At 67.6% G+C, this 15,415-nt stretch carries 14 protein-coding genes and 1 tRNA gene; 5 read left to right on the top strand and 10 right to left on the bottom strand.

Annotated features, from left to right (window positions below):
- Nucleotides 1-20 precede the first annotated feature (20 nt).
- Together edd and AC5P98_RS04945 are read left to right on the top strand one after the other, a co-directional pair.
- The gene (gene edd / locus AC5P98_RS04950) at nucleotides 21-1,937 is read left to right on the top strand and encodes a phosphogluconate dehydratase (RefSeq protein ID WP_049407626.1); all 1,917 of its coding nucleotides are present in this window, start codon (nucleotides 21-23) and stop codon (nucleotides 1,935-1,937) included.
- Between the two features lie 116 nt (nucleotides 1,938-2,053).
- Nucleotides 2,054-2,713, top strand: a complete 660-nt coding sequence (locus AC5P98_RS04945; RefSeq protein WP_014646757.1) for a bifunctional 4-hydroxy-2-oxoglutarate aldolase/2-dehydro-3-deoxy-phosphogluconate aldolase — start codon at nucleotides 2,054-2,056, stop codon at nucleotides 2,711-2,713.
- Nucleotides 2,714-2,872: 159 nt separating this feature from the next.
- Here the strand turns inward: AC5P98_RS04945 and AC5P98_RS04940 are convergent, their stop codons facing one another.
- The 3 genes from AC5P98_RS04940 to ispG form a co-directional block, all read right to left on the bottom strand.
- Nucleotides 2,873-3,520: a response regulator gene (locus AC5P98_RS04940; RefSeq protein WP_005416124.1), complete on the bottom strand. Its 648-nt coding sequence runs from the start codon at nucleotides 3,518-3,520 to the stop codon at nucleotides 2,873-2,875.
- 201 nt (nucleotides 3,521-3,721) lie between these two features.
- Nucleotides 3,722-4,471 carry a phosphatase PAP2 family protein gene (locus AC5P98_RS04935; protein WP_032958602.1) on the bottom strand — a complete coding sequence of 250 codons (750 nt, stop codon included), beginning with the start codon at nucleotides 4,469-4,471 and terminating at the stop codon, nucleotides 3,722-3,724.
- Complete coding sequence (ispG, locus tag AC5P98_RS04930) at nucleotides 4,452-5,717, bottom strand: flavodoxin-dependent (E)-4-hydroxy-3-methylbut-2-enyl-diphosphate synthase (protein ID WP_041863307.1); 1,266 nt, start codon at nucleotides 5,715-5,717, stop codon at nucleotides 4,452-4,454. The genes AC5P98_RS04935 and ispG overlap by 20 nt, the downstream gene beginning before the upstream one ends.
- Nucleotides 5,718-5,831: 114 nt before the next feature.
- On the opposite strand from ispG, the gene AC5P98_RS04925 reads away from it, so the two are divergent.
- Together AC5P98_RS04925 and AC5P98_RS04920 are read left to right on the top strand one after the other, a co-directional pair.
- A complete protein-coding gene (locus AC5P98_RS04925) occupies nucleotides 5,832-7,058 on the top strand; it encodes an ATP-binding protein (RefSeq protein WP_032960817.1) in 1,227 nt (408 codons plus the stop codon).
- Entirely contained in the window at nucleotides 7,055-7,624 is a 570-nt protein-coding gene (locus tag AC5P98_RS04920; RefSeq protein WP_012510702.1) for a response regulator transcription factor, read from the top strand. The genes AC5P98_RS04925 and AC5P98_RS04920 overlap by 4 nt, the downstream gene beginning before the upstream one ends.
- Before the next feature lie 198 nt (nucleotides 7,625-7,822).
- On the opposite strand, the gene pgi is transcribed toward AC5P98_RS04920, so the two are convergent.
- The 6 genes from pgi to pcnB form a co-directional block, all read right to left on the bottom strand.
- Nucleotides 7,823-9,337 carry a glucose-6-phosphate isomerase gene (gene pgi / locus AC5P98_RS04915; protein WP_049406249.1) on the bottom strand — a complete coding sequence of 505 codons (1,515 nt, stop codon included), beginning with the start codon at nucleotides 9,335-9,337 and terminating at the stop codon, nucleotides 7,823-7,825.
- Nucleotides 9,334-9,714: an aspartate 1-decarboxylase gene (gene panD, locus AC5P98_RS04910; RefSeq protein ID WP_014646751.1), complete on the bottom strand. Its 381-nt coding sequence runs from the start codon at nucleotides 9,712-9,714 to the stop codon at nucleotides 9,334-9,336. The genes pgi and panD overlap by 4 nt, the downstream gene beginning before the upstream one ends.
- Before the next feature lie 161 nt (nucleotides 9,715-9,875).
- Nucleotides 9,876-10,715 carry a pantoate--beta-alanine ligase gene (gene panC / locus AC5P98_RS04905; protein WP_014646750.1) on the bottom strand — a complete coding sequence of 280 codons (840 nt, stop codon included), beginning with the start codon at nucleotides 10,713-10,715 and terminating at the stop codon, nucleotides 9,876-9,878.
- Nucleotides 10,712-11,527 carry a 3-methyl-2-oxobutanoate hydroxymethyltransferase gene (gene panB / locus AC5P98_RS04900; protein WP_049406246.1) on the bottom strand — a complete coding sequence of 272 codons (816 nt, stop codon included), beginning with the start codon at nucleotides 11,525-11,527 and terminating at the stop codon, nucleotides 10,712-10,714. Before panB ends, panC begins: the two co-directional genes overlap by 4 nt.
- A 34-nt stretch (nucleotides 11,528-11,561) precedes the next feature.
- Nucleotides 11,562-12,047 carry a 2-amino-4-hydroxy-6-hydroxymethyldihydropteridine diphosphokinase gene (folK, locus tag AC5P98_RS04895; protein ID WP_049406244.1) on the bottom strand — a complete coding sequence of 162 codons (486 nt, stop codon included), beginning with the start codon at nucleotides 12,045-12,047 and terminating at the stop codon, nucleotides 11,562-11,564.
- A 3-nt stretch (nucleotides 12,048-12,050) separates the two neighbouring features.
- A complete protein-coding gene (pcnB, locus tag AC5P98_RS04890) occupies nucleotides 12,051-13,430 on the bottom strand; it encodes a polynucleotide adenylyltransferase PcnB (RefSeq protein WP_049406243.1) in 1,380 nt (459 codons plus the stop codon).
- A 52-nt stretch (nucleotides 13,431-13,482) separates the two neighbouring features.
- Here pcnB and AC5P98_RS04885 point away from each other — a divergent pair.
- Nucleotides 13,483-13,557 (top strand) — tRNA-Glu (locus AC5P98_RS04885).
- Nucleotides 13,558-13,881: 324 nt separating this feature from the next.
- Here the strand turns inward: AC5P98_RS04885 and AC5P98_RS04880 are convergent.
- A complete protein-coding gene (locus AC5P98_RS04880) occupies nucleotides 13,882-15,306 on the bottom strand; it encodes a sugar porter family MFS transporter (RefSeq protein WP_049419044.1) in 1,425 nt (474 codons plus the stop codon).
- Between the last annotated feature and the right edge of the window lie 109 nt (nucleotides 15,307-15,415).

The following is a 15,415-nucleotide window of genomic DNA, read 5'->3' as shown; positions in this document are numbered from 1 at the left end:
ACCTTGAACGCCGGTAGCCAATGAGCCTCCATCCGCAATTGCAAGCCATCACTGAGCGTGTCATCCGCCGCAGCGCCGCCTCGCGTGCCGCCTACCTGGCCGCGATCGACGCCTCCCTGCGCGAAGGCCCGTTCCGCAGCCGCCTGAGCTGCGGCAACCTCGCCCATGGATTCGCCGCCTGTGGCGGTACCGACAAGAGCCGCCTGCGCGGCGGCGTGACGCCGAACCTGGGCATCATCACCGCCTACAACGACATGTTGTCGGCGCACCAGCCGTTCGAGACCTATCCCGAGCAGATCCGCGAGATCGCCCGCGAGCTGGGTGCTACGGCACAGGTGGCCGGCGGCGTGCCGGCGATGTGCGACGGCGTCACCCAGGGCCGCGGCGGCATGGAACTGTCGCTGTTCTCGCGCGATGTGATCGCCCAGGCCACTGCGATCGGCCTCAGCCATGACATGTTCGATACCACCGTCTACCTCGGCGTGTGCGACAAGATCGTGCCGGGCCTGCTGATCGGCGCGCTGGCCTTCGGCCACCTGCCGGCGGTGTTCGTGCCGGCCGGCCCGATGACCCCGGGCATCCCGAACAAGCAGAAGGCGGAGGTGCGCGAGCGCTATGCCGCCGGCGAAGCCACCCGCGAAGAGCTGCTGGAAGCCGAGTCCGCGTCGTACCACGGCGCTGGCACCTGCACCTTCTACGGCACCGCCAATTCCAACCAGGTGCTGCTGGAAGCGATGGGCGTGCAGCTGCCGGGCGCATCGTTCGTCAATCCGGGCACGCCGCTGCGCGATGCCCTTACCCGCGAAGCCACCGAACGTGCACTGGACATCACCGCGCTCGGCGACGACTTCCGTCCGCTGGGCCGGATCATCGATGAGCGCGCGATCATCAACGCGGTCATCGCGCTGATGGCCACCGGCGGTTCGACCAACCACACCATCCACTGGATCGCAGTGGCGCGTGCCGCCGGCATCGTGCTGACCTGGGACGACTTCGACGAACTGTCGCAGCTGATTCCGCTGCTGGCCCGCGTCTATCCGAACGGCGAGGCCGACGTGAACCGCTTCGCGGCCGCTGGCGGACCGGCCTTCGTGTTCGGCGAGCTGATCAGGGCGGGCCTGATGCACGGTGACCTGGTCAGCGTGGCGCGCGGCGGCATGGCCGACTACGCGCGCGAGCCGCAGCTGCGCGACGGCCAGCTGGTCTACCTGCCGGGCCTGCAACACAGCGCCGATGACGAAGTGGTGCGTGGCGTCGACAATCCGTTCGAGCACCAGGGCGGCCTGCGCCTGCTGCGCGGCAACCTGGGCAAGTCGCTGATCAAGCTGTCGGCGGTGAAGCCGCAGTACCGCACGATCGAAGCACCGGCCGTGGTTGTCGATGCGCCGCAGGTGCTGAACAAGCTGCATGCCGGCGGCCTGCTGCCCGAGCACTTCGTGGCGGTGGTGCGTTACCAGGGCCCGCGTGCCAACGGCATGCCGGAACTGCATTCGCTGGCGCCGCTGCTGGGGCTGCTGCAGAACCAGGGCCGGCGCGTGGCACTGGTCACCGACGGCCGCCTGTCCGGTGCCTCGGGCAAGATTCCGGCGGCGATCCATGTGACGCCGGAAGCGGCACGCGGTGGTCCGCTGGCCAAGGTCCGCGAAGGCGACATGATCCGCCTCGATGGTGAGGCCGGCACGCTGGAAGTGCTGGTGGACGCGGCCGAGTGGGCCGCGCGTCCGCTGGCCCCGAACACGGCGCCTGCCGCGCATGACCTGGGCCGCAACCTGTTCGCGATCAACCGACGCATGGTGGGGCCGGCCGATCAGGGTGCGATTTCGATTTCGTGCGGGCCGGCGGCGGCCGATGGCGGGCCGTGGGAATACGACGCGGAGTACGAGCTGGGGCACGATGCCGCAGCGGCGGCGGCGCCGCATGAGGCAAAAGACGCCTGAAGCGAAAAGCCGCGGCAGGCTTCCCGGCCTGGGCAGTAGAGCGCCCTGGACAATTCCCGGCGCGTCATTTGCGCTGCGGCCACTGAATCAAGAAGAGCAAAGGCAAGGGCAAAAGCATGGGTATCGAACAACATCAGGTGAAGGCGGCGGAGCTGTTGCGTGCGGCGGGCATCCTGCCGGTGGTGACGATTCATACGCTGGACCAGGCGCGTGCGGTCAGTGCGGCGTTGCTGGAAGGTGGCCTGCCGGCGATCGAGTTGACGCTGCGTACGCCAGTGGCGATGGAAGCATTGGCGATGCTCAAGCGCGAGCTGCCGGACGTGGTGGTGGGCGCCGGCACGGTGCTGACCGTGGAGCAGATGCAGCAGTCGATCGATGCGGGCGCGGACTTCCTGGTGACCCCGGGTACGCCACCGGCGCTGGCCGATGCGCTGGCGGCGGCACCGCTGCCGGTAGTGCCGGGTGCGGCCACGCCGACCGAACTGCTGTCGCTGTATGCGCGCGGCTTCCGCGTGTGCAAGCTGTTCCCTGCCACCGCCGTGGGGGGGCTGGCGATGATCAAGGGTCTGGCCGGCCCGGTTGCCGACCTCAAGCTGTGCCCGACCGGCGGCATCACCGAAAACACCGCCGCCGAGTACCTCGAGCAGAAGAACGTGGTCTGCATCGGCGGTTCGTGGATGGTGCCGGGCAGCTGGATCGCCGACGGTCAGTGGGACAAGGTGCGCGCCAGCGCCGCCGACGCCGCGAAGATCATCAAGCGCGTACGCGGCCACTGAGCCCGACACAGGTGTAGAGCCGAGCCCATGCTCGGCTCCGCGCCCGCAGGCCGGAAAGTAGCCGAGCATAGGCTCGGCTCTACATTTCCTCTATCGGCAGTGACGGCGCACGGAACCTGTCGGTGGCCCTGCGGAGGGCTCAGCCGTTGGCCGAATCCCTTACAGCGGCCGTGCCGGATCCACCAGCCCGTACTGGCTGGCCATGCGCGCCAGCGCGATGTTGTCGTGGATCCCCATCTTCTCGAACAGCCGCGCCTTGTGCGTGTTCACTGTCTTCGCGCTCAGGCTCAGGCGCCGCGCGATGTCTTCCTGGCGCAGGCCCTGGGTCAGCAGCAACGCCACTTCCAGCTCGCGCGGCGACAGGCTGTCGAATGGAGAGCCGTTGCCTTCAACGGTCGACAAGGCCAGGTTTTGCGCGATGCTGGTGCCCAGGTAGCGACGGCCCATGGCCACATCGCGCACCGCACGCAGCAGCTCCTGTGCATCGCAGCCCTTGCCGATGTAGCCCGCAGCCCCGGCTTCCAGCAAGCGCTTCGGCAGCGGCCCGTCTTCCAGCACCGACACGATCACCACGCGGGTGTTGCGATGGCTGCGGACGATGCGCTCGGTCACCTCCATGCCACTCACGCCGGGCAGGTGCAGGTCGCACAGCACCACGTCCGGCAGCAACTGGCGGACGTCGCGCAGCGCATCTTCGCCGGTCTCGGCTTCGCCCACCACCTCGATGTCGGTCTCCCCCGACAGGATCATCTTCATCCCGGTGCGGACCAGTGCGTGGTCATCCACCAGGTAGACTCGAATCGTCATTCACGTACCTCTTCGAATGCGGCCATTGCAGGTCAAGCTAGGCAGGGCGCCGATACCCCTGCAAGCGCGTTCGAGATGCGACCCGGGCATTCTGCCTTGCGCATCACAGTACCGCGCGTTGTGCTTGCCCCCTGTCTTGCAGAACCTGCTGCAACGAAACAACTGATCTATTACGTAGACGCCCCGGAGGGGCCATCCACGTCAATCCCCCTGTGATGATGCTTCGCTGGCCGTCGCTGGCGGCGAATCCTGACGTCGCCAAGGATGCCGGCGACTGAACATGACCAGATAGCACCCTACCACCCAAACCAGCGCGGCACACCATCCGGCCAGGATATCGGAGGGGTAATGCACGCCCAGATAGACCCGGGAGACGCTGACCAGCAGGCTGAACGCGGGCGCCAGCAGCAGCACCGGCCAGCGCCAGCGGGTGTTCCAGGCCAGCAGCACCAGGGTCACGGCCAGGGTCATCGAGCCCATCGCGTGGCCGCTGGGAAAGCTGAACGTCGATTCCGGCGCGATCGATTCCCACAGGCTGGGGCGCTGGCGCTGGAAGAAATGCTTGCTGCCCATGTTCAGCAGCGCCGAGCCGACGAAGCTGACCGCCACGAAGGTGGCCTCACGCCAACGCCGGTAGCCCAGCAGCACGCCGATGATCAGCACGTCGGCGGGAATCAGGAACCATTCGTAGCCCAGCCTGGAAATGAGCACGAAGAAGCGGTCCAGCAGCGGTGAGTGCAGGCCATGCATCTGCCACAGCAGCGGCGCATCGAAATGGAACGATTCAAACTCGTGCACTTCGTCGGCCAGGGCGACGAAACCCGCCAACGGCAGCAGCACGCCACCGAACAGCAGCACCAGGCGCCAGGCATTGTGCGCCATCCAGTGGCGGAAACCGGAGGCGGACTCCGGCGCAGCGAGGATCGCAGGCTTATCCGGCGCTTCGGACATATTTGTGTTCGACGTAATCGTCGATCAGGGCGACGAACTCCTGGGCGATGTTCTCGCCACGCAGGGTCACCTTCTTCTCGCCATCGACGAACACGGGCGCGGCCGGGGTTTCGCCGGTGCCCGGCAGGGAAATACCGATGTTGGCGTGCCGCGACTCACCCGGCCCATTGACGATGCAGCCCATCACCGCCAGGGTCATGTTCTCCGCACCCGGATGGTGGATCTTCCACAGCGGCATCTTCTCGCGCACGTGATTCTGCACCACCTTGGCCAGTTCCTGGAAGAACTCGGAGGTGGTGCGGCCGCAGCCCGGACAAGCCGTGACCAGCGGCGTGAAGGCACGCTGGCCGGTGGTCTGCAGCAGTTCCTGGGCGACGATCACTTCCTGCGTGCGCGACTGGCCCGGTTCCGGGGTCAGCGAGATGCGGATGGTGTCACCGATGCCTTCCTGCAGCAGCACGCCCAGCGCCGCCGACGAGGCGACGATGCCCTTGCTGCCGATACCGGCCTCGGTCAGGCCCAGGTGCAGGGCAAAATCGGAGCGCTGGGCCAGGTCGCGGTACACCGCGATCAGCTCCTGCACGCCACTGACCTTGGCCGACAGCACGATGCGATCGCGCGGCAGGCCGAGCTCCACCGCCTGCTCGGCCGAATCCAGCGCCGAACGGATCAGCGCCTCGCGCAGCACGCGACCGGCATCCCAGGGCTGCTCGCGCAGGTTGTTCTCGTCCATCAACTTCGCCGCCAGGGCCTGGTCCAGCGAGCCCCAGTTGGCACCGATGCGCACCGGCTTGTTGTAGCGGATCGCGAACTCGATCAACTGGGCGAACTGCAGGTCCTTCTTCTTGCCGAAGCCGACGTTGCCCGGGTTGATGCGGTACTTGGCCAGCGCTTCGGCACATGCCGGCTCGGCGGTCAGCAGCTGGTGGCCGTTGTAGTGGAAATCACCGATCAGCGGCACGTCGATGCCCATCATCGCCAGCTTGTCGACGATGCGCGGGATCGCCGCAGCGGCTTCCACGGTATTGACGGTCAAACGCACCATTTCCGAACCGGCCCGCCACAGCTCGGCCACCTGCTTCACGCTGGAGGCCACGTCGGACGTGTCGGTGTTGGTCATCGACTGCACCACGACCGGCTTGCCTCCGCCTACGGTGACCCCGCCGATCTGCACGGCATGGGTCTGGCGGCGGGGCCAGGAGGTGGCATCGGAGGGAGGAGTCGGGCGGGTGACGGCGTCGTGCATGGGCGCATTCTACCGCCCGCCCCCGCATTCCGGGTGACTCGCATTCAGCCGGTGGCACGGCTGCGGCCGATTGTCGCAGGCACAGCCGCCCGTGAACGCATACGATGAGCGTGAATGACCGGTCCCGACGCCCCGTTTCTCCGTACCCTGTGCAGCCTGCGCTGGCTTGCCGTAGGCGGCCAGGCCGCCACCATCCTGGTTGCCACCTGGGTGCTGGGCCTGCCGTTGCCGCAGCTGCCGCTATGGGCCGGCGTGGCGGTGCTGGCCCTGTTCAACATCTATACCCAGTTGCGTCCGGACGCGGCTGACACCGCACCGCTGACCGCGTTCGGCCACATCCTGGTGGACGTGATCATCCTGACCTGGATGGTCGGCTGGAGCGGCGGCATGGCCAACCCGTTCAGCTCGCTGTTCCTGATCCTGATCGCGCTGGCCGCGTTCGCCCTGCCCCTGCGCTGGGCACTGGCGGTCGCACTGGCCTGCCTGCTCGGCTACGCCGCCAGCGGCATCTTCGGCCAGCCATTGCCGGACGGTTATTTCCGCGCGCAGGACCTGAATCGCTGGGGCGTGGTCGCCAACTTCCTGATTTCCGCCGCGGTGGTACTGGCCTTCTCCACCCGGCTGGCGCTGGCCCTGCGGGAGCGCGAACTGGAACTGTCGGCACTGCGCGAGCGCTTCGCCCGCAACGAGGGCATCGTCGCGCTGGCCACCCATGCCGCCTCGGTGGCGCATGAACTGAACACGCCGCTGGCGACCATGACCCTGCTCGCCGACGATGTGGCCGAGCGCAGCGAAGAGCCGGAAGTGCGCGAGGACATGGAAACCCTGCGCGAGCTGCTGGTGCAGTGCCGGGAGCGCGTGCTGGCGCTGGCTGCTCCGGCCTCGGCCGACGCACCGGGCCGCAGCCATTCCAGCGCACAGCAGGTGCTGGAGCAATGGCGCCTGGTGCGGCCGACCATCGACCTGCACCGCAACGATGATGCGCCACTGCGGCTACCGCTGGACCCGGGCGTTGGCCATCTGCTGATGGTCCTGCTCAACAACGCCGCCGATGCCGGCGAGAAAGCCGGCCGGCCACGCGTGGACCTGGACCTGCGCATCGAAGGCGACGACCTGATCGGCGAAGTCCGCGACTACGGCCATGGCTTCGACGCCCGTGCCGCCGTGCTGCCGGGCAAGCTGTTCGGCAGCAGCAAGAGCGAGGGCATGGGCGTCGGCCTGGCCCTGTCCCATGCCACCATCGAACGCCTCGACGGCGAGATGTGGATGCGCCCGGCCCAGGGGGCCGGCAGCCGCGTCGGCTTCCGCCTGCCGCTGGCCCCACGCGAGGACACCCCATGAGCCTTCACCATTCCACCCTGGGCCTGCTGGTCGACGACGACGAGCTGTACCTGCGTACCCTGCAACGCAGCCTGGCCCGCAAGGGGCTTGAAACGCAGACCGCACAGGATGCCGCCAGTGCGCTGGCGCTGGCCCGGCAGCATCCACCGGCGTTCGCGCTGATCGACCTGAAGCTGGGCAGCGATTCCGGCCTGGCACTGATCCAGCCGCTGCGCGCGCTGCGCGCGGACATGCGGATCCTGCTGGTGACCGGCTACGCCAGCATCGCCACCGCGGTGGAGGCGATCAAGCTGGGTGCGGATGATTACCTGCCGAAGCCGGCCACGGTGCCGATGATCCTGCGCGCCCTCGGCGAGGAAGACGACGGCCCGGCCGACGATGGCGAAATGGAAGTGCCCGATGCGATGACGCCGATCAGCCGCCTGCAGTGGGAACACATCCAGCAGGCGATGCACGAGACCGGCGGCAATGTGTCAGCGGCCGCGCGCCTGCTCGGCATGCACCGGCGCTCGCTGCAGCGCAAACTGGCCAAGCGGCCAAGCCCGGAGCGCGACCCGAGCCGGTGACACGGTAGTGCCGGCCGCTGGCCGGCAACCCATCCGCTGCGGTAGTGCCGGCCGCTGGCCGGCAACCCATCCGCTGCGGTAGTGCCGGCCGCTGGCCGGCAACCCATCTGCTGCGGTAGCGCCGGCCGCTGGCCGGCAACCTCATGAACGATTGAAGCATCACCTGGATGCCGGCCAGCGGCCGGCACTACCAGAGCATCAGCGCTTCAGCTGCGCCAGGATCTCGCGGGTCATCGGATCGGCAACCGCCACATCCTCGCCCTGCAGCGCCGGCAGCAGGCCACTGGCCAGTTGCTTGCCGAGCTCGACACCGAACTGGTCGAACGCGTTGATGTTCCAGATCACCGACTGCACGTACACGGCGTGTTCGTACATGGCGATCAGCGCACCCAGTGCCTGCGGGGTCAGCGCGTCGAGCAGGATCAGCGTGCTCGGCCGCCCGCCCGGGTAATCACGGTGCGGATCGTCGCTGCTCTGGCCATTGGCCAGCGCCTCGGTCTGTGCCAACAGGTTGGCCAGCAGGGCCTGGTGATTGATCGTGTAGGGATCATCGTTGTGCACACAGCCGATGAAGTCGGCCGGAACGACGCTGGTGCCCTGGTGCAGCGCCTGGAAGAAGCTGTGCTGCACATCGGTGCCTGCCCCACCCCACCACACCGGCACGGTGTCGGTGGTGACCGGCGCACCATCACGCTGCACGCGCTTGCCCAGGCTTTCCATCACCAGCTGCTGCAGGTAGGCCGGCAGCAGCGCCAGACGCTGGTCGTAGGTCATCACCGCATGCGTGGCATGGCCCAGCAGGTTGCGGTTCCAGATGTCGGTCAGGCCATGCAGCACCGGCAGGTTGCGCTCCAGCGGTGCATCCAGCGCATGCGCATCCATCTGTGCGGCGCCTTCCAGCAGCTGCTCAAAGCGCTCGAAGCCGATCGCCAACGCGATCGGGAAACCGACCGCCGACCACAGCGAATAGCGGCCACCCACCCAGTCCCACATCGGCAGTACGCGATCGGCGGCGATCGCGAAGGCCTTGGCGGCGCGATCCGGATTGGCGCTGACTGCATACAGGCGCTCGCTGCCGCCCAGCCAGTCGTGCAGGATCTGGCCGTTGAGCAGCGTTTCCTGCGTACCGAAGGTCTTGGAGATGAGGATGCCGGCGGTCTTGGCCGGATCCAGCGTGGCCAGCGTGCGCTGCATGGCGGCGCCGTCCACGTTCGAGACGAAATGCACGCGCAGGCGCGCACCGCTGACCGGACGCAGCGCGTCGGCGACCAGGCGCGGGCCAAGGTCGGAACCACCGATGCCGACGCTGACCACATCGGTCACGCCACTGTCTTCCAGCGCGCGCACCAGCACGCCCATGCGCTGGCGGATCCCGCGCGCGGTGGCATAGGCCTCGGCCGCCACCGGCGCATCGACCACATCGCCGCGCAGCGCGGTATGCAGCGCGGCGCGCCCTTCGGTCAGGTTGACCTGTTCGCCGCGGAACAGGCGCGTGATGGCACCGCCGACATCACGCTCGGCAGCCAGCGCCAACAGCGCCTGCAACGCCGCGGCATCGTATTTCTGCCGGGCGAAATTGACGTACAACGGACCGACCCGCAGCGCCAGCTCCTGTACACGGCCGGGTTCGGCGGCGAGCAGGCTGGGAATGCTTGCGCCCTTCAGGCGCTGGGCGTGGGAATGCAGCGAGTCGAATCCGTTGTTCGTTGTCATGCGGCCTGGGTCGGGATCGTGTCGTTGGTGTGGGTGATCTGGTTGTTGCCATCAACGTACACCAGCTTCGGCCTGAAGCTGTCAGCTTCCTGCTCGGTCATGCTGGCGAACGCGGCGATGATGATGATGTCACCGACCTGCACGTGGCGCGCAGCGCCACCGTTGAGCGAGACAACGCCGCTGCCGGCTTCGGCGCGGATGGCATAGGTCGAGAAACGCGCACCATTGGTCACGTCCCAGATGTGCACCTGCTCGAACTCGCGGATGCCGGTGGCAGCCAGCAGGTTGTCATCGATGGCGATCGAGCCTTCGTAGTTCAGCTCGGAATGGGTGACGGTGGCGCGATGGATCTTGGTCTTGAGCAGGGACAGGTGCATGGGGGCGCTGCAACGGCAAAGGAAAGAGCGGATTCTAGCACCCGCGCAGCGCGGGGCATCACGGCCGGCAACCTGTTCAGGTAGCCGCTGAAACCGGGGTCAGAACCCTTTTCCCCTAGAAAAGGGATCTGACCCCATGCATCGCGCGGCGCCGCCGGAACTCAGAACTCCAGGTTGTCGATCAACCGGGTGGTTCCCAGGCGCGCGGCAATCAGCGCCACGCGGCCACCGCCGTCGAAGGTCGGCTCGGCCAGCTCCGGGGTGCGCAGCACCGCGTAGTCGACCTGGAACCCGGCTGCCTGCAATGCGGCCGTGGCGTCGGCTTCGATGCGATCACGTGCCTGGCCCGCCACGTAGCCCTCGCGCATGCCCAGCAGGGTGCGGTGGATGGTGGTCGCGACCGGGCGCTGTTCGTCGCTCAGGTACTGGTTGCGCGAACTCTTGGCCAGGCCATCCTCGTCGCGCACGATCTCAGCACCGACGATCTGGATCGGGAACGACAGCTCGGCCACCATCTGCCTGATCACGGCAAGCTGCTGGTAGTCCTTGCGGCCGAACACGGCCACGTCCGGCTGCACCTGCAGGAACAGGCGCGCCACCACCGTGCAGACGCCATCGAAGTGCCCCGGGCGGCTGGCGCCTTCCAGCACTTCACTGACACCCGGCGCGTGCATGCGCGTGGTCCTGTCCACGCCCAGCGGATACATCGTCTCCACGCTGGGCAGCCACACGGCATCGCAGCCGACCTGCTCCAGCCCGGCCACGTCGGCCTCGGGCGTGCGCGGGTAGCGACTGAAATCCTCGTTGGGGCCGAACTGGGTCGGATTGACGAAGATGCTCGCCACCACCTTGTCGGCGTACTGGCGGGCCAGGGTCACCAGCGAATGGTGCCCCCCATGCAGGTTGCCCATGGTCGGCACCAGCGCCACACGCAGGCCCTCACGCTTCCACTGGGCGATCTGCTCGCGCAACGCGCCGAGCTCGTTGAAGGTCTGGATCATTGGGCGTAGGCGTGCTGTTCGTCGGGGAAGCTGCCGTCGCGCACCGCGTTGGCAAAGGCGCGGGTGGCACCGGCCACCGAGCCACCTTCGGCAAGGAAATCCTTGACGAACTTGGGACGGCGATGGCCACTGTCCAGGCCGAGGAAATCGTGCAGCACCAGCACCTGGCCATCGCACTGCGGGCCAGCACCAATGCCGATGGTCGGCACATCCACCGCAGCGGTCACTTCGGCAGCGACCGGGGTCGGCACGCATTCGAGCACCATGATGCTGGCGCCTGCGGCGGCCACGGCCCTGGCGTCCTCCACCAGCTGGCGCGCAGCATCGCCGCGGCCCTGGATCTTGAAGCCGCCCAGTCGCAGCACCGACTGCGGGGTCAGGCCGAGGTGCGCGCAGACCGGAATCTCGCGCTCGACCAGGTAGCGGATGATGTCGACCTTGAAGCCGGCACCTTCGATCTTGACCATCTCGGCACCGGCCTGCAGCAGCTGCAGCGAGGCATCCAGCGCGCGTTCCGGGGTGGCATCGGCGCCGAACGGCAGGTCGGCCACCAGCAGCGCACGCTGCAGCACGCGGGCCACGGCCCGGGTGTGGTAGACCATGTCGGCCACGGTCACCGGCAGGGTCGAATCATGACCCTGCACGACCATGCCCAGCGAATCGCCGATCAGGATCAGATCGACGCCGTTGGCATCGAAGGTGCGGGCGAAGCCGGCGTCGTAGGCGGTCAACATGACCAGCTTCTGGCCATTGCGCTTGGCCTCGGCCAGGGCGGGAACGGTCCAGGGCTTGCTGTCTGCGTGGGTGCTCATGTGCTGATAACCGGTGGAGATAACCCGGGCATTATCACCCTATCGGCGCGATCCCGCAGGCATCGACCCGCATCACTGCATCCTGCACGCGTCCATGGCCAGGAATTGTCAGTTCCGGCGCGATTTCGGCCAGCGGCACCAGCACGAAGGCACGCTCGTGCAGGTACGGATGCGGCACCTTCAGCCCAGGCTGGTCGAGCGCCTGCGCACCATACAGCAGCAGGTCCAGGTCCAGCGCGCGCGGGCCCCAGTGCACTGTCGGATCACGCGTGCGACCGAAGCGCTGCTCCAGCGCCAGCATGGCCTGCAGCAGCTCATCGGCCGGCAAGGTGGTTTCGACCGAGGCCACCGCATTGACGAACGGCGGCTGGTCTTCATTGCCCCAGGCCGGCGTTGCGTAAAGCCGCGAGGCCTGGCGCAGCCGGGTCCCGGGCAGGCCGTCCAGCGCGGCAATCGCCGCGCCGACGGTGGCGGCCGCGTCGCCGAGGTTGGCGCCGAGGCCGATCCAGGCGAGGGTCATCGCCTACTCGCCCGCTGCACCGGCCGCGGCACCCGGACGACGGCGGCGACGGCGGCGCTTGCGCGGCGCTCCGCTCTCGTCATCGCCATCTTCGCTGTGCATCGCATCCAGCGACGACTCCAGCTCACGACCGGACTGCGCCTGCGCTTCGCGCCAGAACTCGACATCGGCGGCGTGCTCGGACGACGCCACCTGGCGCAGGCTGAGGAAATCGAACGCGGCACGGAAGCGCGGATGGGTCAGGGTGCGGAACACGCGCTTGCGCTGGCGCGAGCTGAAGCGCGACTGCAGCAGCCAGATTTCCTGCATCGGCAGCGAGAAGCGGCGCGGCAGCGCGATGGTGCTCAACTGCTGCACGGTGACGCGGTCGGCGGCGCGGCGCTGCGCCTCTTCCGGTGCCACGCCCTGCTTGAGCAGGGTCGCCTGTGCACGGCAGAACGCCGGCCACAGCAGCAGCGCGAACAGGAACGCCGGCGAGACCGGTTCGTCGTTGGCCACCCGCGCATCGGTATTGGCCAGGCCCTCGACCAGCATGCGGCGCAGCGCGCCGGTGCGGTTGGCTTTCAGCGCCTTGGCGCTTTCCGGGAACAGCACGTCGAGCAGGCCGTAACGCTCAAGGCCTTCGAAGCTGGCCACGCCGTGTCCGGACAGGAACAGCTTGAGCACTTCCTCGAACAGGCGCGCTGGCGCGGCTTCGTTGAGCAGGCCGGCCAGGTGCGGGATCGGCGCGGCAGTACCCTCTTCGATCTGGAAGCCGAGCTTGGCCGCCAGGCGCACCGCTCGCAGCATGCGTACAGGGTCTTCCTGGTAGCGCTGCACCGGGTCGCCGATCAGCTTCATCAGGCGCGCCTGCACGTCCTCGAAACCACCGGTGTAGTCACGCACCGAGAAGTCCTCGATGGCGTAGTACAGGGCGTTGCAGGTGAAGTCGCGGCGGACGGCGTCGTCTTCGATGGTGCCGTACACGTTGTCGCGCACAAGCATGCCGTTTTCCATCTCGCGGTCGCCACTACCGTCATCGCTGTTGGCGCGGAAGGTTGCGACTTCGATGATCTCGCGGCCGAACACAACGTGGGCGAGGCGGAAACGGCGGCCGATCAGGCGGCAGTTGCGGAACAGCTGCTTGACCTGTTCGGGCGTGGCGTCGGTGGCCACGTCGAAATCCTTGGGTTGGCCATTGACCAGCAGGTCGCGCACCGCGCCGCCGACAAGGTAGGCGCCGAAGCCGGCATCGCGCAGGCGATAAAGCACGCGCAGGGCGTTCGGGCTGATGTCCTTGCGGGAGATCGTGTGCTGGTCGCGCGGGATGACGCGCAGGCTGAACGGTGATGTAGCAGAGGAAATGATGTTGGCGCTTCCGGTTGAAGTTTCGGGATTGCCCAATGGCATCGAGGTGCATATACTAGCGCTCCTGCCTCGGCAGCGACACAGTTACGCTCCCTTCGTCTAGTGGTTAGGACGTGGCCCTCTCAAGGCTAAAACAGGGGTTCGAGTCCCCTAGGGAGCGCCAGTCGCTGCAGCAGGAACCGAAAAAGCCCGCCTTGTGCGGGCTTTTCTGTTTTCCGGGCCTGCAATCGGCTTGAGCCGGTGGGGTCACCCAGGGCAGGACACGCCGTAAACCCATCCATGGGGGCTCGATGGCGCCATCCATGGCGCCAACGGTCCTGCCCTGGGTGACCCCACCGGCTCTGGACGGTTTCCCGCGAGCTGCGGCAACAACCGACCAGCGCTTCGCCGCATCCGCACGCACCATGAACTGTCAGGAGGGGGCAGGCCGCCCTCTCACACTCTGGACAAGCAGGCGCCAACGGAACACAACCGAAGCCAGTCGCCGTCAGCCTTCCATCTGCTCCAGCTCCTTGCCCTTGGTCTCGCGTACGTAGCGGACCACGAAGACGATCGAGAGGATCGCCGCGACCGCGTAGATGCCATAGGCGCCGGCCAGGCCGATGCCGGCCAGCAGCATCGGGAAGGTCACGGTGATCGCGAAATTCGACGTCCACTGCGCCGCACCGGCAACAGCCAACGCCGGGCCGCGGATCTGGTTGGGGAACATCTCGCCCAGCATCACCCACATCACCGGGCCCCAGGACATGTTGAAGAACACCACGTAGACGTTGGCGGCGACCAGCGCCAGCCGCCCCATGCCATCGGACAGCTGCAGGCGCCCGCCGGCCAGGCTGCCGCTGGCAAACGCCACCACCATCAGCACCAGCGCCACCGACATGCCGACCGAGCCGACCCACAGCAGCGGCTTGCGCCCGATGCGGTCGATCAGCAGCACGGTGAGCAGGCAGGCGCCGATGCTCAGCGCGCCGGACAGCACATTGATCAGCAGTGCGTCGCTTTCAGAGAAACCCACCGCCTGCCACAGCACCGCGCCGTAGTAGAACACCACGTTGATGCCGACCAGCTGCTGGAACATGGCCAGGCCGATGCCCACCCAGAGGATCGGGCGCAGCCTGCCGGTAGCCCTGCTGCGCAGGTCGCCGAAGCGCGGCTTGTGCTGGTCCTGGGCCAGGCTGGCTTCGATCTCGGCCTGCTTGGCCCGGGCAGCGGCCTCGCCGTACAGTCGCGACAACACCGCCCTCGCCTGCCCCTGGCGGCCCTTCAGCACCAGGAAGCGCGGGCTTTCCGGAATCACCAGCAGCAGCACCAGGAACAGCGCGGAGGGCAGCGCCTGCATCCAGAACATCCAGCGCCACGCCTCATGGCCCAGCCACAGCGGCTCGGTCGAGGCGCCGGCGGCGCGGGCCAGCAGGTAATTGCTGAGGAAGGCCGCGAACAAACCGCAGATGATGGCCATCTGCTGCACCGTGGCCAGCCGGCCGCGATAGCGCGCCGAGGCGACTTCGGCGATGTAGGCCGGTGACATCACGCTGGCCGCCCCCACCGCAAAGCCGCCCAGCACGCGGGCCGCGATGAACAGCCAGGACGCGTGGGCCGCCCCGGCGCCCAGCGCCGAGACCAGGAACATCAGCGCGGAGACGATCAGGACACCACGGCGCCCCAGGCGGTCGCCCAACCAACCGGCCAGGAATGCACCGATCGCGCAGCCCAGCAGCATCGAGGCAACTTCGAAACCCAGCGCCGCCTCGCTGGAGTTGAAGGCCTGGCGCAGGCCATCGACCGTGCCGTTGATGACACCACTGTCGAAGCCGAACAGGAAGCCACCAAGCGTGGCCACGCAACTGATCAGGACGATGAACGCCGTGTTTTCACCACCGTGGGAGGCGGTGCGGGACGGGGCCTGGGACATGGACGATCCTGCTGGGAAGGGAGCCCGGCCACCAGGACCGGTTGTCGCGCAGCCTCGCACAGGCCCTGCCGTGCCGCCAATGGCCGCGCCTGCCAGACGCCCGTTTTCC

It is taken from the genome of Stenotrophomonas sp. YJH_SMC_135 (assembly GCF_059372355.1).
Note: the sequence above shows the minus strand (reverse complement) of the source record. Positions and strands in the feature narration are given on the sequence as shown.